At 69.0% G+C, this 20,078-nt stretch carries 21 protein-coding genes and 2 tRNA genes; 8 read left to right on the top strand and 15 right to left on the bottom strand.

What is annotated here, in order from left to right; translation table 11 throughout:
• Positions 1 to 20: 20 nt before the first annotated feature.
• Both DID98_RS17500 and DID98_RS17495 read right to left on the bottom strand, forming a co-directional pair.
• Positions 21 to 2,591, bottom strand: coding sequence for a DUF6600 domain-containing protein (locus DID98_RS17500; RefSeq protein ID WP_124571086.1), 2,571 nt, complete (start codon positions 2,589 to 2,591; stop codon positions 21 to 23).
• Between the two features lie 162 nt (positions 2,592 to 2,753).
• Positions 2,754 to 3,461 carry a helix-turn-helix transcriptional regulator gene (locus DID98_RS17495; protein ID WP_124571085.1) on the bottom strand — a complete coding sequence of 236 codons (708 nt, stop codon included), beginning with the start codon at positions 3,459 to 3,461 and terminating at the stop codon, positions 2,754 to 2,756.
• Between the two features lie 178 nt (positions 3,462 to 3,639).
• On the opposite strand from DID98_RS17495, the gene DID98_RS35845 reads away from it, so the two are divergent.
• Both DID98_RS35845 and DID98_RS17490 read left to right on the top strand, forming a co-directional pair.
• The gene (locus tag DID98_RS35845) at positions 3,640 to 3,780 is read left to right on the top strand and encodes a hypothetical protein (RefSeq protein WP_185500387.1); all 141 of its coding nucleotides are present in this window, start codon (positions 3,640 to 3,642) and stop codon (positions 3,778 to 3,780) included.
• A gap of 136 nt (positions 3,781 to 3,916) precedes the next feature.
• Complete coding sequence (locus tag DID98_RS17490) at positions 3,917 to 4,429, top strand: acyl-CoA thioesterase (RefSeq protein ID WP_014897688.1); 513 nt, start codon at positions 3,917 to 3,919, stop codon at positions 4,427 to 4,429.
• A 57-nt stretch (positions 4,430 to 4,486) separates the two neighbouring features.
• Here DID98_RS17490 and fumC read toward each other — a convergent pair whose 3' ends face one another.
• From fumC to DID98_RS17475, 3 genes are all read right to left on the bottom strand, one after another.
• Complete coding sequence (gene fumC / locus DID98_RS17485; protein ID WP_044844800.1) at positions 4,487 to 5,881, bottom strand: class II fumarate hydratase; 1,395 nt, start codon at positions 5,879 to 5,881, stop codon at positions 4,487 to 4,489.
• 144 nt (positions 5,882 to 6,025) lie between these two features.
• Positions 6,026 to 7,414, bottom strand: coding sequence for a multidrug efflux MATE transporter NorM (gene norM, locus DID98_RS17480; RefSeq protein ID WP_124487478.1), 1,389 nt, complete (start codon positions 7,412 to 7,414; stop codon positions 6,026 to 6,028).
• A gap of 129 nt (positions 7,415 to 7,543) precedes the next feature.
• Positions 7,544 to 7,762: an RNA-binding S4 domain-containing protein gene (locus DID98_RS17475; protein ID WP_006753074.1), complete on the bottom strand. Its 219-nt coding sequence runs from the start codon at positions 7,760 to 7,762 to the stop codon at positions 7,544 to 7,546.
• A gap of 280 nt (positions 7,763 to 8,042) precedes the next feature.
• On the opposite strand from DID98_RS17475, the gene DID98_RS17470 reads away from it, so the two are divergent.
• Complete coding sequence (locus DID98_RS17470; RefSeq protein ID WP_124487477.1) at positions 8,043 to 8,453, top strand: hypothetical protein; 411 nt, start codon at positions 8,043 to 8,045, stop codon at positions 8,451 to 8,453.
• A 117-nt stretch (positions 8,454 to 8,570) separates the two neighbouring features.
• Here the strand turns inward: DID98_RS17470 and DID98_RS17465 are convergent, their stop codons facing one another.
• From DID98_RS17465 to fdxA, 8 genes are all read right to left on the bottom strand, one after another.
• Positions 8,571 to 9,347: a DUF4088 family protein gene (locus tag DID98_RS17465; RefSeq protein WP_044844797.1), complete on the bottom strand. Its 777-nt coding sequence runs from the start codon at positions 9,345 to 9,347 to the stop codon at positions 8,571 to 8,573.
• Positions 9,348 to 9,506: 159 nt separating this feature from the next.
• Positions 9,507 to 9,845, bottom strand: coding sequence for an AzlD domain-containing protein (locus DID98_RS17460; RefSeq protein ID WP_044844796.1), 339 nt, complete (start codon positions 9,843 to 9,845; stop codon positions 9,507 to 9,509).
• Positions 9,842 to 10,615, bottom strand: a complete 774-nt coding sequence (locus DID98_RS17455) for an AzlC family ABC transporter permease (RefSeq protein WP_044844795.1) — start codon at positions 10,613 to 10,615, stop codon at positions 9,842 to 9,844. Before DID98_RS17455 ends, DID98_RS17460 begins: the two co-directional genes overlap by 4 nt.
• A 117-nt stretch (positions 10,616 to 10,732) precedes the next feature.
• On the bottom strand, positions 10,733 to 11,638 hold the full coding sequence (locus DID98_RS17450; RefSeq protein WP_124571084.1) for an AraC family transcriptional regulator: 906 nt from the start codon (positions 11,636 to 11,638) through the stop codon (positions 10,733 to 10,735).
• Positions 11,639 to 11,699: 61 nt separating this feature from the next.
• Positions 11,700 to 12,185: a CreA family protein gene (locus tag DID98_RS17445; protein ID WP_044844793.1), complete on the bottom strand. Its 486-nt coding sequence runs from the start codon at positions 12,183 to 12,185 to the stop codon at positions 11,700 to 11,702.
• Positions 12,186 to 12,292: 107 nt separating this feature from the next.
• Positions 12,293 to 12,368, bottom strand: a tRNA-Asn gene (locus DID98_RS17440).
• A 74-nt stretch (positions 12,369 to 12,442) separates the two neighbouring features.
• Positions 12,443 to 12,518 (bottom strand) — tRNA-Asn (locus DID98_RS17435).
• A gap of 105 nt (positions 12,519 to 12,623) precedes the next feature.
• On the bottom strand, positions 12,624 to 12,947 hold the full coding sequence (gene fdxA, locus DID98_RS17430) for a ferredoxin FdxA (RefSeq protein WP_011351384.1): 324 nt from the start codon (positions 12,945 to 12,947) through the stop codon (positions 12,624 to 12,626).
• Between the two features lie 283 nt (positions 12,948 to 13,230).
• On the opposite strand from fdxA, the gene pncB reads away from it, so the two are divergent.
• From pncB to DID98_RS17400, 5 genes are all read left to right on the top strand, one after another.
• Positions 13,231 to 14,427, top strand: coding sequence for a nicotinate phosphoribosyltransferase (pncB, locus tag DID98_RS17420; RefSeq protein ID WP_124521381.1), 1,197 nt, complete (start codon positions 13,231 to 13,233; stop codon positions 14,425 to 14,427).
• A gap of 89 nt (positions 14,428 to 14,516) precedes the next feature.
• Positions 14,517 to 15,179 carry a lactate utilization protein C gene (locus DID98_RS17415; RefSeq protein ID WP_124571083.1) on the top strand — a complete coding sequence of 221 codons (663 nt, stop codon included), beginning with the start codon at positions 14,517 to 14,519 and terminating at the stop codon, positions 15,177 to 15,179.
• Positions 15,180 to 15,231: 52 nt separating this feature from the next.
• Positions 15,232 to 16,662: a sodium:proton antiporter gene (locus DID98_RS17410; protein ID WP_124571082.1), complete on the top strand. Its 1,431-nt coding sequence runs from the start codon at positions 15,232 to 15,234 to the stop codon at positions 16,660 to 16,662.
• 81 nt (positions 16,663 to 16,743) lie between these two features.
• Positions 16,744 to 17,733, top strand: a complete 990-nt coding sequence (locus DID98_RS17405) for a D-glycerate dehydrogenase (RefSeq protein ID WP_124521900.1) — start codon at positions 16,744 to 16,746, stop codon at positions 17,731 to 17,733.
• Positions 17,730 to 19,208 (top strand): DNA recombination protein RmuC, encoded by a 1,479-nt coding sequence (locus tag DID98_RS17400; protein WP_124487469.1) that lies wholly within the window; start codon positions 17,730 to 17,732, stop codon positions 19,206 to 19,208. Before DID98_RS17405 ends, DID98_RS17400 begins: the two co-directional genes overlap by 4 nt.
• Before the next feature lie 103 nt (positions 19,209 to 19,311).
• Here the strand turns inward: DID98_RS17400 and DID98_RS17395 are convergent, their stop codons facing one another.
• Complete coding sequence (locus tag DID98_RS17395) at positions 19,312 to 19,797, bottom strand: GNAT family N-acetyltransferase (protein WP_124571081.1); 486 nt, start codon at positions 19,795 to 19,797, stop codon at positions 19,312 to 19,314.
• A complete protein-coding gene (locus DID98_RS17390) occupies positions 19,794 to 20,069 on the bottom strand; it encodes a hypothetical protein (RefSeq protein WP_006476519.1) in 276 nt (91 codons plus the stop codon). Before DID98_RS17390 ends, DID98_RS17395 begins: the two co-directional genes overlap by 4 nt.
• Positions 20,070 to 20,078 lie beyond the last annotated feature (9 nt).

Raw genomic sequence — 20,078 nt, 5'->3', positions numbered from 1 at the left:
TTGCCGTTTCAGCGGTCGGGTTACTGGTGGCGCCGCTCGTCGTGGCCGCCGGGCGGCGGATTGCCCGGGTGCGGCGCCTCGACGTGCGGCGCCGGTTGCGGCCGCGGTTCCATGCGCGGCGCGGGCATGGACGGCCGCGGTTCCATGTGCGGCGCGGGCATCGACGGCCGCGGCTCCATGCGCGGCGCGGGCATCGACGGCCGCGGCTCCATGCGCGGGGCCTGCGGCTGCGGTCGCGGCATGTCATGCACGGCGGGCGCGGGCGGACGGTACTCGTTCACGTGCGCCGGCGCGACTTCGTGGCGCGGTGCCGGTTGCGCGAATTCGGGGCGCGGTTGCGGTGCCGGAGCGGTCCGCTCGGGCCGCGGCTGCGCATGCTGGGCCGGTGCCGCGAAATCGGGGCGCGGACGCTGCTGCGGAATCTGCGCGGTCATGTCGAGTCGCGGTTGCGGCAACGCGCGCGGCGTTTCCTGCCGACGGCCGGGCTGCGTACCGGGCGTGGCTTCCGGATGCGGGACCGGCGCCGCGCTGCGCACGGGCGGCAGCGCGTTCTGTCCGGCTGCGTGGAGTGCCGTCGGCGGCGTCGGGCGCTGACGCTCCATCGGCGTGTGCGGCAGCATCCACGCGGGCGCGGGTGCCGCGGCCGCATGCGTGTTGTCGCGCCCGGCCGCCCCGTTGGCGGCCGCCGGCGGATGCGGGACGCCATTTCCGGGACTCAACGCCTGATGCGGAGCCGGATTGCCCGGCACCTGCGGCATCGCACCGTTGGCGAAGCGCGGCGCATTGGGGGCTTCGCCGTTCGTCGGTCGTGCGCCGTCCGCTACGACCGGCATCGGCACACCAGGCCGCGCGGCCTGGGCCGGTGCCGGCTGGCTGTCGCGTGGCGCGTGCGCCGGTTGCACGACGGGACCGTGCGGATTCACGAGCTGCACGTTGCGCATCGCCCACGCACCGGCTTTCGGGTTGCCCGGAACGCGGACCGGGCGCGCCTGGTAGTCGGCCGGCACGCTCGTCCTCGCGACCGGTGCGCCTGCGCCCGGCACGTGCTGGCCCTGCCGCGCGAGATGCGCGGCCGCCTGGTCACGATAGGCGGCCGGCACGGCCGGATTGCGCGTCGCGACGAACGTGTGCTGTCCGAGCGCCGCCGGCGGACGGTAGCTGGCCGTGCGCAGTCCGCCGGTCAAGCTCTGGCGTACCGGCGCAATGCCGGGCGTGCCCGGCATCACGTGCGCGTTGCGCCACTGCTGCGGATCGACGCGTTGCGCGAAGTGCGCGACCGGCTGGCCGTGCACGAACGCGGACGCCGGCACGGCCGTGATCGCATGCGGCGCGCGGAAATTCACGTACGTCTTGTTGATGTTCGTGATGTTGGTGATGTTCGTCACGTTCACGGTCTTGTTGACCGTCACGTTGTTGACCACGATGTTCCGGTTCACGCGATCGTAGTAATGCGGGCTCCAGCCGCCCCAGCCGGGATGCCAGGGTTCGCCCGGACCGAGTGCGAACCATGCGCAGCCGGCCGCCGCGACGCCGCCGACCGTCAGCGCGACGCTCCAGTCGGGACCGCCGCCGCCGCCCACGAAGGCGACGAGCGCCGGCGCGTAGACGGGCGGCTGGCTGACGACCATCGGGCCGGGCACCCACGCCCAGCTGTCGTCGACATAGGCCCAGCGGCCGTAGTGATACGGCGCGAAGCCCCACGGCGCATCGTCGACCCAGGTCCAGCCCCACGGCGCCTGCCAGATCCAGTGACCGTCGTGATACGGCGCCCAGTCGGCGGGCGTGTCGTTCGGCACCCAGACCTCGCCGTAATTCGGGGTTTCGCGCCACGTGCCGTTCGCGTCGAGATCCTGATAGCCGGGCACGTCGCGCGATACGTAGCGGGCCGACACCGAGCGCTGCTCGGCCGCATCGCGGCCGGCGGCCCACTGGTCGAGCGCATCGGGAGCCGGCGCGGCCGATTGCTGCGCGACCTGCAGGTCGGTGCCGGTGAACACGACCTGCTGTCCGGGCGACAGCGGATACTGCCCGTTGCTGCCGTAGACGGTCGCGCTGCCGCTGCGCACGGTGACCGTCGTGCTCGCGCCGTTCGGCGCGACGTCGACGCGATAGTCGCCCGGGCCCGAGATGCCGAGCGCGAGATTGGGCGTGTCGATTTCGTACGACCCGCCGGACGGCAGATCGCGCACGTGCGTCGATACGGTGCCGAGCCCGACCTTCAGCTGCGTCGTGGTGTCGTCGAGGTTCAGCACCGACAGGCTCGTCGATTCGCCGAGTCGCACCGCGGTCGAGCCGATGTGCAGTTCCGAGCGCGCGCCGGCATCGTTCCACAACTGGTCGCCGGTCGTCAGCGGCCGGTTCACGGCGGCGTACGACCACGTATCGGTGCCGGCGGGCTCCGTCGTCACGGCACCCGACTTGTAGTTGAGCCGCGCGACGCGGCTCGGCGGATCGCCGCCCGGTTGCCGGGCGGCGGCCGCATACGCGGCGGCCTCGGTCGTTTGCGCGAATGCGGTGGGCACGGTCGCCAGCGCGGCGAACGCGAGCAGCGAGCAGCGGGCGGTTCGCTTGAGCGTGAACAGGGAAGCCATGATGAGCGTCTTCGTCGTTATCGCGGCGCGTCGATTCGTGCCGTTGAATTCACGATATCCGCTCGGCCTGTTTCAGTGCTCGGTGTTTTGTAAGTCGGATGGCACGCGATGTAACAAAACCTGTCCATCGCGCGCCGTTGTCGTCCCGTCGCAATGTACGCGTCAAGCGGACGTAAGCCAGTCGTCGAAAACCTGCTGTCCGGGCACGGTGACGCGCAGCACGCGCGGCCGTGCGGTGCGCTCGATCCAGCCGTGGGCGCAGAAGCTGTCGAGCAGTGCCGCGCCGAGCGCGCCGCCGAGATGGGGGCGGCGCTCGCTCCAGTCGAGGCAGCCGCATGCGAAGCGGCGGCGGCGCATGCGCTGCTGCGCGACGTCGATGCCCCAGTGCGCGAGCGCCCGGGTGCCGAGCTCGGTGGCTTCGATCGCGTCGCCGTCCGCCTGCAGCCAGCCGCGTGCGGTGAGCCCGTCGAAGATGCGGACCGCGAGTTCGCCGGCCATGTGGTCGTAGCAGGTGCGTGCGTAGCGCAGTTCGGCCGGCACCGCGCGCGACGGCGGCGGCACCGGACGGTTCGGCGCGGCCGCGCGGGCCACGTTCGCGAGCGCCTCGAGCGACGCCGCGATGTCGGCCGACGCGAGCCGGTAGTAGCGGTGCCGGCCGCGCACGTCGAGCGCGAGCAGGCCGCCTTCGGTCAGGCGCGCGAGGTGCGCGCTCGCCGCGGACGGCGACAGCCCCGCGATCATCGTCAGTTCGCCGGCCGGCCGCGCGCTGCCGTCCATCAGCACCCACAGCATCGCGGCGCGCCCCGGATCGGCGATCAGGGCTCCGATTCGGCTCAGGCCCGGAAAGTGGTGGTCGTCTTGATCGGTCATCGTCGTGTCTCGTCAGGCGGAATGACTGCAGTGTAGGTGCTGCGCACATTCGATGTTTCGTGTTCGGGTGAAATGTCGGATGCGGCGGGGCGGTGCGCGACCCGCGGTCGCCGGCCGCGCACGCGTAGAATGGCCGGACGCGGCGGCAGTGGGCCGCCGGATGCGACACGATGCAACGATGAAGACGATTTTCTGCCTGTTGGCCGCCGCGTTCCTTTGCGCGGCCTGTGCGCAGGGCGGTGCAGGCGCCGCCGGCGAGCGGGGCGGCAGCCTCGAGATGTACGGGACGATCGATCAGGGCATCACGGTGCGCCGCTGACGGACGTCGATCGCCAGTGCCGATGCCGGTTCGGCGCACGGCCGCGGCCGGCCGTGCGGCGGGCGCTGCGACGTGTTGCCGCAGTGCAACGTATAATGCGCCGATTGCCGTACCCCCGCCGCCTGGAGCTACCACGATGTCCCAACCATCCCCCGTACCGGCCGCCCTCGACCGCACCGAAACCGTATTCCGCTTCCTCGCCGAGCCGTCGTCCGTGAACTTCGGCGGCAAGGTGCATGGCGGCGCGCTGATGAAGTGGATCGACGAGGTCGCGTATGCGTGCGCGGCGGTCTGGTCGAGCCGCTATTGCGTGACGGTCAGCGTCGGCAACATCCGCTTCCAGCGTCCGATCCTCGTCGGCAACCTGGTCGAGCTGAAGGCGCGCGTCGTCGCGACGGGCCGCACCAGCATGCACATCCATGTGTCCGTGCACGCCGGCGATCCGAAGGGCGGCGTGCTGCGCCAGACGACCGACTGCCTCGTCGTGTTCGTCGCCGTCGACGAGAACGGCAACCCGGTGCCGGTGCCGCCGTTCGTGCCCGAGACCGACGAGCAGAAGGTGCTCGCGAAGTATGCGGCCGACGTGCGCGCCGCGCTCGACAAGATCGTCGAGATGAAGCCCGAGGAAGTGGCGAAGGGCACCGTCTGACGACAACGGGCGCAGCGTTCGCGCCGCGCCCGTCGCATCATCGCGTCGCCCCCGCGATTACCGCGATCCGATCATTTCCTCGGGGCGCACCCACGCGTCGAATTCCGCCTCGGTCAGGTAGCCGAGCGCAAGCGCGGCGGCCTTCAGCGTCGTGCCTTCCTTGTGCGCCTTCTTCGCGATCTGCGCGGCCTTGTCGTAGCCGATATGCGGGTTGAGCGCCGTCACGAGCATCAGCGATTCGTTCAGCAGCAGATCGATGCGCGCGCGGTTCGGCTCGATGCCCGCCGCGCAGTGGTCGTTGAAGCTCTGCGCGCCGTCGGCGAGCAGCCGCACCGACTGCAGCACGTTGTGCGCGATCATCGGGCGGAACACGTTCAGCTCGAAGTTGCCGCTCGCGCCGCCGACGTTTACCGCGACGTCGTTGCCGAACACCTGGCAGCACAGCATCGTCACGGCTTCCGACTGCGTCGGGTTCACCTTGCCCGGCATGATCGAGCTGCCCGGCTCGTTTTCCGGAATCGACAGTTCGCCGAGCCCGCAGCGCGGCCCGCTCGCGAGCCAGCGGACGTCGTTGGCGATCTTCATCAGGCCGGCCGCGACCGTCTTCAGCGCGCCGTGCGCGAACACCAGCGCGTCGGCGGCCGCCATCACCTCGAACTTGCTCGGCGCGGTCACGAACGGCAGCGTCGTCAGCCGGCCGATCTCGTCGGCGACGCGCACCGCGAACTCCGGATGCGCGTTCAGCCCGGTGCCGACGGCAGTGCCGCCGAGCGCGAGTTCGTACAGGTGCGGCAGCGCCGATTCGACGTGCCGAATGCCCTGGTCGAGCTGCGCGACGTAACCGGAAAATTCCTGCCCGAGCGTGAGCGGCGTCGCGTCCTGCAGGTGCGTGCGGCCGATCTTCACGATATCGGCGAAGGCCTTCGACTTCGCGTCGAGCGTCGCGCGCAGCGTGCGCAGCGCGGGCAGCAGATGGTTGACGATCGCGTACGCGGCCGCGACGTGCATCGCGGTCGGGAACACGTCGTTCGACGACTGGCCGCGGTTCACGTCGTCGTTCGGGTGGACCTTGCGTGCTTCGCCGCGCTCGCCGCCGAGCAGTTCGCTCGCCCGGTTCGCGATCACCTCGTTGAGGTTCATGTTGGTCTGCGTGCCGGAGCCCGTCTGCCACACGGCGAGCGGGAATTCGCGCGGATGCTTGCCCGCGATGATCTCGTCGGCCGCGTCGATGATCGCGCGCGCCTTGTCGTCGGCCAGCACGCCGAGCGACTGGTTCACGGCGGCCGCGGCGCGCTTGACGATCGCGAGCGCGTGGATCAGCTCGGGCGACTGCTTCTCGGTCGAGATCCGGAAATTCTGCAGCGAGCGTTCCGTCTGCGCGCCCCAGAGCCGGTTGGCCGGCACGGCGATCTCGCCGAACGTGTCGCGTTCCATCCGAACTGCTTCGTTCATGATGCACTCCTCTTGGGAAGGGGAAAGGCCGCGCGTCGCGCGGCGTCTGGCGTATCGTGAGGCAGTCGCGCCGCTGGCGCGACGCGTTGGGTCTTCAACCGACAAGCATAGCGCCGGCCGCGATTTTGCGTCGTGTCGTCGCGCTTAGCGCGTCGATGCGACGAGCGATGCGCTCTTCAAATGGAAGCGCCAGGCCATCAGCGCGGCGACGCTCGCGAGGCCGGCCGCGAGCCCCCACCACAGGCCGCGTGCGCCAAGGCCTGCATGGAACGCCAGCCAGTAACCGGTCGGGAAGCCGATGCCCCAGTAGCCGAGGGTCGCCGCGAGCATCGGGATGCGCGTATCGCGCAGTCCGCGCAGCGCGCCCGAGCCGACGGTCTGCATGCCGTCGACGATCTGGAACACCGCGGCAATGCCGAGGAGCGACGCGGCCAGCGACACGGTCGCCGCGTTGGCCGGATCGTCGAGCTGGAGGTACAGGCCGACGATCGCATGCGGCACGACGATCAGCACGAGCCCCGACAGCGACATGAACGCGACGCCGAGGCCGAGCGCGACGAAGCCCGCATGCCGCGCGGCGACCGGCTGGCCGGCGCCGACCCAGTAGCCGACCCGCACGTTGGCGGCCTGGCCGATCGCGAGCGGCACCATGAACGCCACCGACGCGACGTTCAGCGCGATCTGGTGCGCGGCAAGCGACGTCGCGCCGAGCACGCCGATGGTCAGGCCCGTGGCGAGAAACAGCGTCGATTCGACCCCGTACGTGATCGCCACCGGCCAGCCGATGCCGATCAGCTCGCCCATCATCGGCAGTTTCGGGCGGGCGGCGGTCACGAAATGGCGGAACCGCTGGCGGCCGTGCAGCAGCCAGATCAGCGCGAGCGCGGTGAGCCAGATGGTGATGGTCGTCGCGACCGCCGAGCCGAGGAAGCCGAGCCGCGGCAAGCCGAAGGCGCCGTGGATCAGCCCGTAGTTCAGCACGCCGTTCACGCCGACGCCGCCGATCGACACCCACAGCAGCCGCCGTGCGGCGCCGATCGCGGGCAGGAAGGCGCGCATCAGCCCGACGCCGATCAGGCTGCCGAGCGCCGCGAACCGCAGGATGCCGGTGTACTCGCCGACGTGACGCGCGAGCGTGGGCGGCTCGTGGAACATCAGCAGGATCGGCTCGGACAGCGACAGCGCGACGATCGCCGGAATCGCGAGCAGCACGGACAGCACGAAGCCGGTCCAGTAGATGTGCGGCACGCGGTGTTCCGCCTGCGCGCCGCGCGCATGCGCGACGCTCACGCTGACCGACGACAGCACACCCTGCAGCACGGTCACGATGACGAAGAAGAAGTTCGCGCCGAGGCCGCCCGCCGCGAGCGAATCGGGGCCGAGCGAGCCGAGCAGCACCGTGTCGGTGACGCTCATCGCCATTTGCGAGAGTTGTGCGATCGCGAGCGGCGCGGCGAGGCGCGCGGTATCGGCGGCGTGACTGGACAGCGACGGCGGCGCGGCGGCCGTCCGCGTAAGACCGGAATGCGACATGGAATGGGCGCTCGCGCGGGTGCGGGCCCGCGCTGTCTGTATTTATTTTGAGAGACGGCTAGCTTACGGCTTTATTCGAACGGTGTCGAACGCGCGCGCCGATGGCCATGTCACGGTGAGGGGGAACCGCTATGCGTCGTGAACCGCGATCCGCGTATCGCCGAACAGCACGACCTGGCCCGCGCGGATCTTGCAGGTCTTGCGCAGTTCGACCACGCCGTCGACTTTCACCGCGCCGGACGCGACGAACATCTTCGCGGTGCCGCCGCTGTCGGCGAGGCCGGTGATCTTGAGAAGGTTGTGCAGCTCGACGTATTCGCCGGTCAGCGTGAAATCCAGGTTGGGCATGACGAAGGAGGCGCGCGACGCGCGGGAGGAATCGCCCCGCATCATACGGCACCGCGGGCCCGCGCGCGAGTGCGGCCGCGCGCGCATGTTTGCGCACCGTAGCTGTTAAGGACTGTGAGCGATTCGTCAGCAAATGAAACGGTGGGTAACAGTCTGAGAGATTCGAGAACCGGCCGTGCCGCCCGCGGGTCTTTCATCGTACCTGCTGCGTGTCGCGGCAGGGGACGCGACGGAGCGTATCGATGCGCTCCGCGCCCACAACTTCTTGAGGAGGATTGTCATGTCCAAGATTCGTACGATGCTGATTGGTGCCGCGCTGACGGCGTTCGCCACTTCGGCCGCATTCGCGCAGACCGGCGTCGCGGCGCAGGGCACCGCAGGCGCCGGCGTGCAGACGCAGGCGCCGGCAGCGGGGGCAGGCGCAGACGCGGGTATGCAGGGTGGTGCCGGCGCGAATGCGTCGGGCAACGCGGTCGGCGGCGCAACCGATGCGGTTGGCGCGGCAGCCGACGGCGCGAAGGATACGGCGGCGTCGTCGGTCCACTCGACCAAGAAGCACGCGAAGCATGCGGCGAAGTCGGCCAAGCATCACGCCGGCTCGGCGAAGTCGAAGGTGGGCGACGAAGCGGTCGAAGGCAGTGCGTCGGCCGGCGTGCAGGGCGGTGCATCGGCCTCGGGCGCCGCGCAGTAAGCGGCACCCCGACGTCGCACGACGCTCGCCCCGGACGGCGCGTCGTGACGGCGATCGACCGGCGGCCCGGTTCGCTTCGCGCGAACCGGGCCGTTCTTCATGCGTGGACGCGGGCCGTCACGGCCGGCGCTGCTCCGGCCCCGGTCCGTGTGCCGGTCGTGCCGCGGACGGGGTAAATACGCTGCGCAGCCACGCGGCGAGCCGCGTGAATACGTCGTATGGCTCGTCGACGAAGATCTCGGGCTTCAGCAGCCGCAGATATTCCATGATCTGCTGCGCTTCCTGTTTCTGGAACGAGCCGTGCGCGAGCCCGAGCCGCAGCAGGCCGCGCAGTTCGCCGAGCTTGTCGCGCGCGGCGCTGCCGACGCTCATCTCGCACGCGAGCTTCGCCTCGTAGATGCGCTGGCGCAGCGATTCCGCGAGCCGCCACGCGGGCGTCTGCATCGATTCCTCGAGCGCCTGGATGTCGTGGACCGCGCTCTTGATCTGCGCCGCGAGCGGATCGACCAGCGACGCATCGCCCTGCGCTTCGGCGACGATCGCCTTGGCCCAGTCGCGGCACGCCTTCGCTAGCTCGTCGGGCGTCCATTCGGAGCGCGACGCGAAGCCGAAGCCGAATTCGCCGGCCTGCCGCATCAGGATCGCGACGACGTCCGGGAATTCCTTGTCGAGCGTGCGCTTCGCCCACGCGTACTGGCCGCCCTCGAGCATCCGCTGCACGGCGTGCTCGGTCAGCGGCACCATGTTGTCGAGCAGCTTGGCGCGCAGGAAATCCTCGAACGACGGCGTCGCGAACTGCGGGTCGAGTTTCAGCGACACGCGCACGAACGCGTCGTAGTCCTTGCGCAGGGACGCAAGCGTGTCGTCCTTGAGGGAAAGGGTGATCTGGCCCATGAATCGTCTCGATGGCGGCCCGCGCGGGCCGGCGGCCGACATCGCGCACCGGTGCGGGCGCGGCGTCGACGGACCGGTTCGCGCCGAGGCCGATGGCGGGTCTTCACTTCCTATATCGGCGCGCCGGGCGGAAACTTGAGCGCGGCCGGCGAGGTCCGCTCAGGCCGGCAGCCAGTGCGGCATCACGACCCCTTGCCAGAAGAAGAACACCGCGAGCCCGACCGCGATCGTCACGAGCGGCCGGCGTGTCGTCGCCGACACGAGCACGGCGGCGAGCGCGCCGACCAGCTGCGGATTGCGCCAGGTCAGCTCGGCCGTGCCGCCGTGCGGCGAGACGGTCATCGGCACGATGATCGCAGTCAGCACGGTGACGGGCACGAAGCCGAGCGCGGTTCGCACGAGCGGCGGGAAGGTCAGCCGCTCGCCGAACAGGAACAGCGTCGTCCGGATCGCATAGGTGATCACGGCCATCCCGAGGATCAGCAGCGCGTAGCTCACGATGCGGCCTCCGTGCGTGAAGCGGTGCGCGAACGCTCGTGCAGCAGCGTGAGCGCGACGCCGACCACGACGCCGGCGGCGACCGCGCCCAGCAGCCCGAGCTTGTACGGCCAGCCCTGCCAGAAGTACGCGAGCGTGCCGGCCGTCGCGGCGGCCGCCAGATAGCGCAGCGTGCCGAGCTGCGGGACGACGATCGCGATGAAGGTGGCCGCCATCGCGAAATCGAGGCCGAGCGACTGGAGGCCCGGGAAGGCCGCGCCGAAGCCGATGCCCGCGAGCGTCCAGACCTGCCAGTTCAGGTACATCGCGAGGCCCGAGCCGAAGAAGTAGTGCGGGCCGATCGCGCCGGGCGGGAAGTGGCGGTAGTGCGCGTAGGCGACCGCGAACACCTCGTCGGTCATCAGCGCGCCGAGCGTCGCGCGCCAGCGCAGCGGCAGGTGCGCGACGTACGGCGCGAGCGTCGCGCTGTACAGCAGGTGACGCAGGTTCACGATCAGCGTCGTCGCGAGCACGACGACGAAGCTCGCGCTGCCCGCGATCAGGCCGAGCGCGATGAATTGCGCGGAGCCCGCGAACACCGCGAGCGACATCAGCGCGCCGTGCCATGCGGCGAGCGGGCCGCCGCCGACGAGCGTGCCGAAGATCACGCCGAACGGTGCCGCGCCGATCATCATCGGGATCGTGTCGCGTGCGCCGTCGAGCCACTCGTTGAGCGGGCGGCGAGGCGGGGGCGTAGGTGTGGGTGTGGGGTTCAAGGGGCGCGTCTCCATGAAATGGAGGATAGCGGGGTGATGCAGCGGCGGCTTGTATGTTCTTGCGCCCGCGCGGGTGCCGATGGCGCTGCGTGCGTGCGGGTTGCCGTCCGTCGTCGAATGCAGGGAAGGGCGTCAGCGCGCCTGCCAGCGTCCGGGCGGCACGCCGAACATTCGTTTGAAATGCCGCGTGAAGTGACTCTGGTCGACGAAGCCGCTGGCCGCGGCGACATCGGCGATCGGCACGCCCGCGCGCAACGGCGCAAGCGCGCGCTGCAGCCGCAGCTGGTTGCGCCACGCATGTGGCGGCATCCCGGTCGTGCGCGTGAACAGGCGCGCCGCGTGAAACGGCGACAGGCCGGCGGCCTGCGCGACGTCGTCGAGCGTGACCGTGCCCGTGAGATCGGCGGCCAGCCGTTCGCGCATCGCGTCGACGCGCGGTTCGTCTGCCGCGAGCGCCGCCGGTTGCAGCCGCGCGTCGGCATGGCGCGCGATCAGTGTCGACAGCGCATCGAGCATCGCCGTTTCGGCGGCGAGCGGATCGTAGACGCGCGGTGCCGCGGCGGCCGGATCATTGGCGGCCGGCTGCTCGTGGGGGTGGAACGGCGGCATGCGTTCGCTGCCGGCCTCCATCATCCGGTGGGCCAGCGCGAGCCGTGCCGCGAGATCGGTGTCGCGGATCACGTCGGACGGGAACCATGGCGCATCCTGCGGCCGCCCCGCGATCGCGCTCGCGAGCGCGCGAATGTAGTCGACCGGCACGTAGCTCACGCGATAGCACCAGCCTTCGTCGGTCGCGCGCGAGCCGGTGTGCACTTCGCCGGGATTGATCACGGGCACGGTGCCCGTTTCGGCGACATGGCCGCTGCCGCGACAGGTGTAGCGCTCCGCCCCCTCGAGGATCACGGGGATCGTGTACGCGTCGTGCCAGTGCGGCGCGAACGTATGGTCGCGATAGGTGGCGGTGAGCAGATCCGCGTCCGGTAGCAGCGGCGTGCGCCAGTAACGTGCGGAGTCCGGAAGAAGGCGGGGGGCGGACATGGTCGGGCGCGAGGGCGGTCGAATCGACAGTGTAGCGCTCGCGCGCCCGGCCGGCGCGGGCTTACTTGACCGGAATCGTCGTGCCGGCCGGCATCGGCACGGCGGTCACGGCGTTCTTCGGGCTGCCGCTGACGATGCGGTCGCTGTAGGTCAGGTAGACGAGCGTGTTGCGCTTCTTGTCCACCACGCGCACGACGTGCAGCGTCTTGAAGATGAACGACATTCGTTCGCTGAACACGTCGGTCTGCTGCTTGAGCGGCTCCTTGAAGCTGAGCGGGCCGACTTGCCGGCACGCGATCGACGCTTCGCTCGGATCCTCGGCGACGCCGAGCGTGCCCTTGATCCCGCCGGTGCGCGCCCGCGACACGTAGCAGGTGACGCCCGTCACGAGCGGATCGTCGTACGCTTCGACGACCACGCGGTCGGAGCCCGTCACGCGGAAATGGGTGTTGACGCTGCCGACTTCCTCCGCGTGCGCGAGCGGCGCGGTGGCAAAGGCGGAGAGCAGAAGGGCGAGCGACGCGGCGGAAAGGAGGCGGTGCTTCATCGACGGAACCGGATGCGAATGCGGGACAGAAACTCTAGCATGCGCGGCGGTGACCGGCGGGCGCCGGAAAAACAAAAGGCCCGTCGAATGACGGGCCTTTCGCTGTCTGGCTCCCCGACCTGGGCTCGAACCAGGGACCTACGGATTAACAGTCCGGCGCTCTACCGACTGAGCTATCGGGGAATAAATCGGTACATCTGCTTGCGTGTTCGGTAACCAACAAAAAACCCGTCCACTTTCAACGGGCCTTTGTTTTTTGGCTCCCCGACCTGGGCTCGAACCAGGGACCTACGGATTAACAGTCCGGCGCTCTACCGACTGAGCTATCGGGGAACAAACAACAACAGCAGAGAAACGAGATTATATGGAGTGTTCGCTAACCTGTCAACACTTTTGAGCGGCGGCGCACCAAAAAATTTTTGCAGCGCCGCTGCGCGATCAGCGCTCGAGCAGGTGCAGCTTGTCCTGCACGTCCTTCCACTCGTCCGCGTCGGCCGGTGCCGGCTTGGTCTTCGTGATCGACGGCCAGTCCTTCGCCAGCTCGGCGTTCAGCGCGGTGAACTGCTGCTGGTCGCCCGGAACGTCTTCTTCGGCATAGATCGCATTGGTCGGGCACTCGGCGACGCACACGGCGCAGTCGATGCACTCGTCCGGATCGATGGCGAGAAAGTTGGGACCTTCACGGAAGCAATCCACCGGGCACACATCCACGCAATCCGTGTATTTGCACTTGATGCAGCCTTCGGTCACAACGTGAGTCATTAAAACGCTCCTGCTTGGCGGTATATATGGGGTGGCGTGTGCGCCAAAAGCGGCATTGTAACTGAAGCGCAAAACCCGCATGGCGTGGTCGGCTTTCCGGCTTATATCGTTTCGTGATTAGTTTATGGGGCTGGCGGCGGGCGCGGCGCGTGCGGCCGCGCGCCCGGCGCGTCGGGCAGGGCGGTTTCACGATGGTCGGGCCCGCATTCGGGTAACATGGCCGACAGACCGGGCGGCGCGCGGTGCGCCGGGGCCCTGTCACGATATTGGCGGTGCCGTAAACATGATCATCACTTCGCTGCTCGACACGGATCTCTACAAGTTCACGATGATGCAGGTCGTCCTGCATCACTTTCCTGCCGCAAACGTCGAGTACCGGTTCCGGTGTCGCACGCCCGGCGTCGATCTCGTGCCGTACATCGACGAGATCCGCGACGAGGTGCGCGGCCTGTGTGCGCTGCGCTTCACCGACGACGAACTCGACTACCTGCGGCGCATGCGCTTCATCAAGAGCGACTTCGTCGACTTCCTCGCGCTGTTCCACCTGAACGAGAAGTACATCTCGATCACGCCTTCGCCGAAGGGCAACGGCGAGATCGACATCGTGATCGAAGGGCCGTGGCTGCACACGATCCTGTTCGAGATCCCGGTGCTCGCGATCGTCAACGAGGTCTATTTCCGCAACACGCAGCGCGAGCCCGACTATCGCGAAGGCCGCGAGCGGCTGGGTGAGAAGATCAAGCTGCTCGGCGCGAAGCCCGAGTTCGCCGACTGCAAGATCGCCGACTACGGCACGCGCCGGCGCTTCTCGAAGGTCTGGCACGAAGAGGTCGCGCTGACGCTGCGCGACGGGCTCGGGCCGCAGTTCGCGGGCACGAGCAACGTGTTCTACGCGATGAAGCACGGCCTGACGCCGCTCGGCACGATGGCGCACGAATACCTGCAGGCCTGCCAGGCACTCGGCCCGCGGCTGCGCGATTCGCAGACCTACGGTTTCGAGATGTGGGCGAAGGAGTATCGCGGCGACCTCGGGATCGCGCTGTCGGACGTCTACGGGATGGACGCGTTCCTGAACGACTTCGACATGTACTTCTGCAAGCTGTTCGACGGCGCGCGCCACGATTCGGGCGATCCGTTCGAGTGGGGCGAGCGCATGCTGCGCCACTACGAGGCGAACCGCTGCGATCCGCGCACCAAGGTGCTCGTGTTCTCCGACGCGCTCGACATTCCGAAGGTCATGCAGCTGTACGAACGGTTCCGCGGCCGCTGCAAGCTCGCGTTCGGCGTCGGCACCAACCTCACGAACGATCTCGGTTACGTGCCGCTGCAGATCGTGATCAAGATGGTCCGCTGCAATGGGCAGCCGGTCGCGAAGCTGTCGGATACGCCGGGCAAGAGCATGTGCGACGACAAGGCGTATCTCGCGTACCTGCGCCAGGTGTTCGGCATCGCGCAGCCGGCCGACGACGCCGCATCGTAGCAAGCGTCGGCCGTCCGGCGAGGTGCGTCGCGGCGGGGGCGGCCGGTATAATCCGACGGTATCGCACGCCAACGTCACGAGGACCGTTCATGGACACTTCCGCTGCCCGTCGCCAGATCCTCGCACGCATTCGCGCGGCGCAAGGACGCGCGCCCGAACCCGATGCAGCGGAGCGCGACGGCGTCGCCGACTATCTCGCCCGCCATCCCGAGGGGCCGCGGCCGCCGATGCCGGCCGACCTCGTCGCCGCATTCGTCGATGAAGCGGCGCGCCTGTCGACGACGGTCGACGAAGTCGCGACGCTGGCCGACGCGCCCGCCGCCGCTGCCCGCTATCTTTCCGCTCACGGCTTGCCGCTACAGGCCGTCGCATGGCGCACGCTGGCCGAGCTCGACTGGGCCGGCGCCGGCCTGTCGGTCGAATGCCGCAAGCCGCGCGACGGCGATCTCGTCGGCCTCACCGGCTGCTTTTGCGCCACCGCCGAAACGGGCTCGCTGGTGCTGCTGTCCGGCCCCGACACCTATGCATCGGCCGGGCTGCTGCCGGAAACCCACATCGCGATCGTGCCGGCGTCGCGGATCGTCGCGGGCCATGAAGACGCATTCGCGCTGATTCGCGCGGAGCGCGGCGAATTGCCGCGCGCGGTCAATTTCGTATCGGGCCCGTCGCGCACCGGCGATATCGAGCAGACCATCGTGCTGGGCGCACACGGCCCGTACCGCGTTCACGCGATCGTCGTGCGCGGTGCATGACGATCGCGTCCGCTCGATCCTCACTCGACTCACTCGCACAAGGAAGTTCTGCATGAAACGACATGCCGCCTGGGCGGGCATGGCGTCGGGAGCCGCGCTTGGCGCCGTTCCCGCGCTCGCATCGGCCGCCACGCTCGACGGTGCCACGCTGTCCGCACTCTGGGGCATCCCGTTCGCCGGGATCCTGCTGTCCATCGCGGTGTTCCCGCTCGTCGCGCCGGTGTTCTGGCATCACCACTTCGGCAAGATCGCCGCGGCATGGGCGATCGCGTTTCTGGTCCCGTTCGCGGTCGCGTTCGGCGCGGGCACGGCGTTCGGAACGCTGGTGCACGCGCTGCTCGAGGAGTACATCCCGTTCATCGTGCTGCTGACCGCGCTGTATACGGTCGCCGGCGGCATTTGCGTCAACGGCAATCTGCACGGCACGCCGAAGCTGAACACCGCGATCCTCGCGCTCGGCACGCTGCTCGCGAGCGTGATGGGCACGACGGGCGCCGCGATGCTGCTGATTCGGCCGCTGCTGCGCGCGAACGACAATCGCAAGCACGTCGTGCACGTCGTGATCTTCTTCATCTTCCTCGTCGCGAACGCGGGCGGCTCGCTGTCGCCGCTCGGCGATCCGCCGCTGTTCCTCGGCTTCCTGAACGGCGTGAGCTTCTTCTGGACGACCACGCATCTCGCGCTGCCGATGCTGTTCATCTGCGCGGTGCTGCTGACGCTGTTCTTCGTGCTCGATACGTACTTCTACCGGAAGGGCGGCGAGGAGCGGCCGGTCGTGCTCGACCCGACACCTGACGATGGCGCGCTGTCGATCGACGGCAAGGTCAACTTCGTGCTGCTCGCGGCCGTGATCGGCCTCGTGCTGATGAGCGGCATCTGGAAGCCGGGCATCACGTTCGACGTGTGGGGCACGCACGTCGCGCTGCAGAATCTCGTGCGCGACGTCGCGCTGGTTGTCGTGGCACTCGCGTCGCTTGCGTTGACGCCGCGCTCCGCGCGCGAAGGCAACGCGTTCAACTGGGCGCCGATCGAGGAGGTCGCGAAGCTGTTCGCGGGAATCTTCGTGACGATCGCGCCGGTGATCGTGATCCTGCGCGCGGGGGCGGACGGTGCGTTCGCGCAGATCGTCCATCTCGTGACGGGGTCGGACGGCAAGCCGATCGATGCGATGTACTTCTGGGCCACCGGCCTGTTGTCGTCGTTCCTCGACAACGCGCCGACCTACCTCGTGTTCTTCAACCTCGCGGGCGGCGACGCGCAAGCGCTGATGACGGCGGGCGCGACGACGCTCGCCGCGATCTCCGCGGGAGCGGTGTTCATGGGCGCGAACAGCTACATCGGCAACGCGCCGAACTTCATGGTGAAGGCGATCGCGGAATCGCGCGGCGTGAAGATGCCGAGCTTCTTCGCGTATCTCGGCTGGGCGTTCGCCATACTGGTACCTGTATTCCTGCTGACGTCGTGGATCTTCTTCACGGCGTAGGCTGACGATTTTCAACCAAGCGCGGACGGTTCGGGCGGCGCACGATGCGCCGCGTTCCGGCCGCGGCATGCGGAGATGGCGATGCAGAAGATCCTGGTCGCACGTCCGATCTTTCCGGACGTGATCGAACGGCTCGAGCAGTATTTCGAAGTCGACTGGAACAACGGCGACGCGCTCGCCCCCGATGCGCTCGCCGCGCGTCTCGCGGACAAGGACGGCGCGCTGACGGCGGGCGACCCGGTCGGCGCGGCTGCGCTCGCGGCGGCGCCGCGCCTGCGCGTCGTGTCGAACATGGCGGTCGGCTACAACAACTTCGACATGGCCGCATTCAACGCGGCGAACGTGCTCGGCACCAACACGCCCGACGTGCTGAACGAGTCGACCGCGGATTTCGGCTGGGCGCTGATGATGGCCGCCGCGCGCCGGATCGCCGAATCCGAGCACTGGCTGCGCGCCGGGCACTGGCAGAAGTGGGCGTACGACGGTTTCCTCGGCGGCGACATTTACGGCTCGACGCTGGGCGTCATCGGCATGGGGCGCATCGGCCAGGCGCTCGCACGCCGCGCGCGCGGCTTCGGGATGCAGGTGATCTATCACAACCGGTCGCGGGTCGCGCCCGAGATCGAGGCCGAGCTGAACGCCGAATACGTGTCGAAGGATGCGCTGCTCACGCGCGCCGATCACGTCGTGCTCGTGCTGCCATACACGAAGGAGAACCATCATACGATCGGCGCGGCCGAACTCGCGAAGATGAAGCCCACCGCGACGCTGACCAACATCGCGCGCGGCGGCATCGTCGATGACGCCGCGCTGGCCGTCGCGCTGCGCGACGGGACGATCGCCGCGGCCGGCCTCGACGTGTTCGAAGGCGAGCCGAGCGTGCACCCGGCGCTGCTCGAGGTGCCGAACGTCGTGCTGACGCCGCATATCGCGAGCGCGACCGAAAAGACGCGCCGCGCGATGGCGAACCTCGCGGCCGACAACCTGATCGCCGCGCTGGGCGAAGGGCCGCGCGCGGGGCAGCCGCCGAATCCGATCAACCCTGACGTGATCGGGAAGCCGCGCGCATGACGACGATGTTGTTGCTGGCGGCGGTCGTCGTGCTGGCCGTCGCGCTGGCGGTGGCGATCGTCGCGATCGTGCGCGGCGGCGGCCGCCACGACGACGCGGCCGTGCTCGGCGACCAGATCGAGGACGCCGCGCACGCGCAGGCGCTTGCGGTCGAGCGGCTCGAACGCGAGCTGCGCGGCGAGATCGTCGAGAACGCGCGTGGTTCGCGCACCGAGTTGGCCGGCAGTTTCTCGCAGCTTCAGCAGACGCTCGCGACGCAGCTGACGAGCATCGCGACCGTGCAGAACAACCAGATCGACGGTTTCGCGCAACAGCTCGGCAAGCTGGTCGCGGGCAACGCGCAGCAGTTCGACGCGATGCGCGAGAGCGTGCAGCGCCAGGCGCAGCAGGCGCGCGAAGAGCAGACGGTCGCGCTGCGTCTGTTCGGCGACACGCTGAACCGGCAGCTCACACAGCTGACCGAGGCCAACGATCGCCGGATCGGCGAAGTGCGCGCGACGCTCGAACAGCGATTGAAGGAAATCGAGACGAACAACGCGGCGAAGCTCGAGGAGATGCGCCGCACCGTCGACGAGAAGCTGCATGCGACGCTGGAGCAGCGGCTCGGCGAATCGTTCAAGCTCGTGTCGGACCGGCTCGAGCAGGTGCACCGCGGGCTCGGCGAGATGCAGACGCTCGCGGCCGGCGTCGGCGACCTGAAGAAGGTGCTGACCAACGTGAAGACGCGCGGCACCTGGGGCGAGGTGCAGCTCGAGGCGTTGCTCGAGCAGATGCTCACGCCCGACCAGTACGCGAAGAACGTCGCGACGGTGCCGAAGAGCAGCGAACGCGTCGAGTTCGCGATCCGGCTGCCGGGACGCGACGCGGGCACGCGCGACGCGCCGCCGGTGTGGCTGCCGATCGACGCGAAGTTTCCGCGTGAGGACTACGAGCGCCTGATCGATGCGCAGGAGCGTGCCGATTCGGTGGCGGTCGAGGAGGCGGCCCGTGCGCTCGAGGCGCGCGTGCGGATGGAAGCGCGCACGATCGCCGAGAAGTACGTCGCGCCCCCGCATACGACCGATTTCGCGCTGCTGTTCCTGCCGACCGAGGGGCTTTATGCGGAGATCCTGCGCCGCCCGGGGCTGACCGACCTGCTGCAGCGCGACTATCGCGTGACGGTGGCCGGGCCGACCACACTGACCGCGTTGCTGAACAGCCTGCAGATGGGCTTCCGCACGCTCGCGATCGAGCAGCGCTCGAGCGAGGTATGGCAGGTGCTCGGTGCGGTGAAGACCGAATTCGGAAAGTTTGGCGACGTGCTCGCACGCACGAAGGCGCAGCTCGAGACGGTCACGCGTTCGATCGAGGCTGCCGAGCAGCGCACCCGTGTGATGAACCGCAAGCTGAAACAGGTCGAGGCGTTGCCGGGCGAGACGGCGGCCGGGCTGCTCGGCGCGGAAGCCGCCGACGGCGCCGATGCGGACGACGCATGACGCATCCCGCATGATGCACCCAGCCGAAACCGGCTGGAACGAAAAACGGGCGCCGCGGCGCCCGTTTTCCTTTGACACGGCGACCGGCGTAGCCGGCGCGCGTTCAGCGTGCGGCGAGCGCGTCCAGTGCGTCGCCGGTGACGCGCACGATGCGCCACTCCGGCAGCACGGTCGCGCCCATCTTCTCGTAGAAGTCGATCGCCGGCTGGTTCCAGTCGAGCACCGACCATTCGAAGCGAGCGCAGCGGCGCTCGACGGCGAGTGCCGCGAGGTGCTGCAGCATCGCGGTGCCGAGGCCCGTGCCCCGCTGCGACGGCTGCACGTACAGATCCTCGAGATACAGCCCGCGCCGGCCGAGGAACGTCGAATAGTTGTGGAAGAACAGCGCATACGCGACGATCGCGCCGTCGCGCTCGGCCACCAGCGCTTCGGCGGCGGGGCGTTCGCCGAACAGCGCGTCGGCCAGGTCGGCGTCGCTCGCGACGAACATGTGCGTGAGCTTTTCGAACTCGGCCAGCTCGCGCATCAGCGCGAGGATCGCGCCGACGTCGCGCGCTTGCGCCGCGCGGATCAGCGGTGTGCCGCTCACGCTTCCTCCGGCGGATCGGACAGCACGATCTCGATGCCGCCGAAGCGCGACGCGACCCAGTTGTACGCGTGGCAGGCGATCCACAGCAGCACGAAACCGAGGATCGCGTTCAGCAGCAGCGCGCTCAGGATCGTGCTCAGTTCGACCATCCCGTAGCGGATGTACGCGACCAGGATGCCGAGCAGCACGATCGGCACGCTGAACGTCAGGTAGACGAGGATCAGCGCCTTCGCGGTCTGCCCCGCGGCGATCGACGAGATTTGTTTCTTCATGTGCGGATT

Source organism: Burkholderia sp. Bp8984, from assembly GCF_003853755.1.
Classification (GTDB): domain Bacteria; phylum Pseudomonadota; class Gammaproteobacteria; order Burkholderiales; family Burkholderiaceae; genus Burkholderia.
This window is presented reverse-complemented; position numbering and strand designations above follow the sequence as displayed.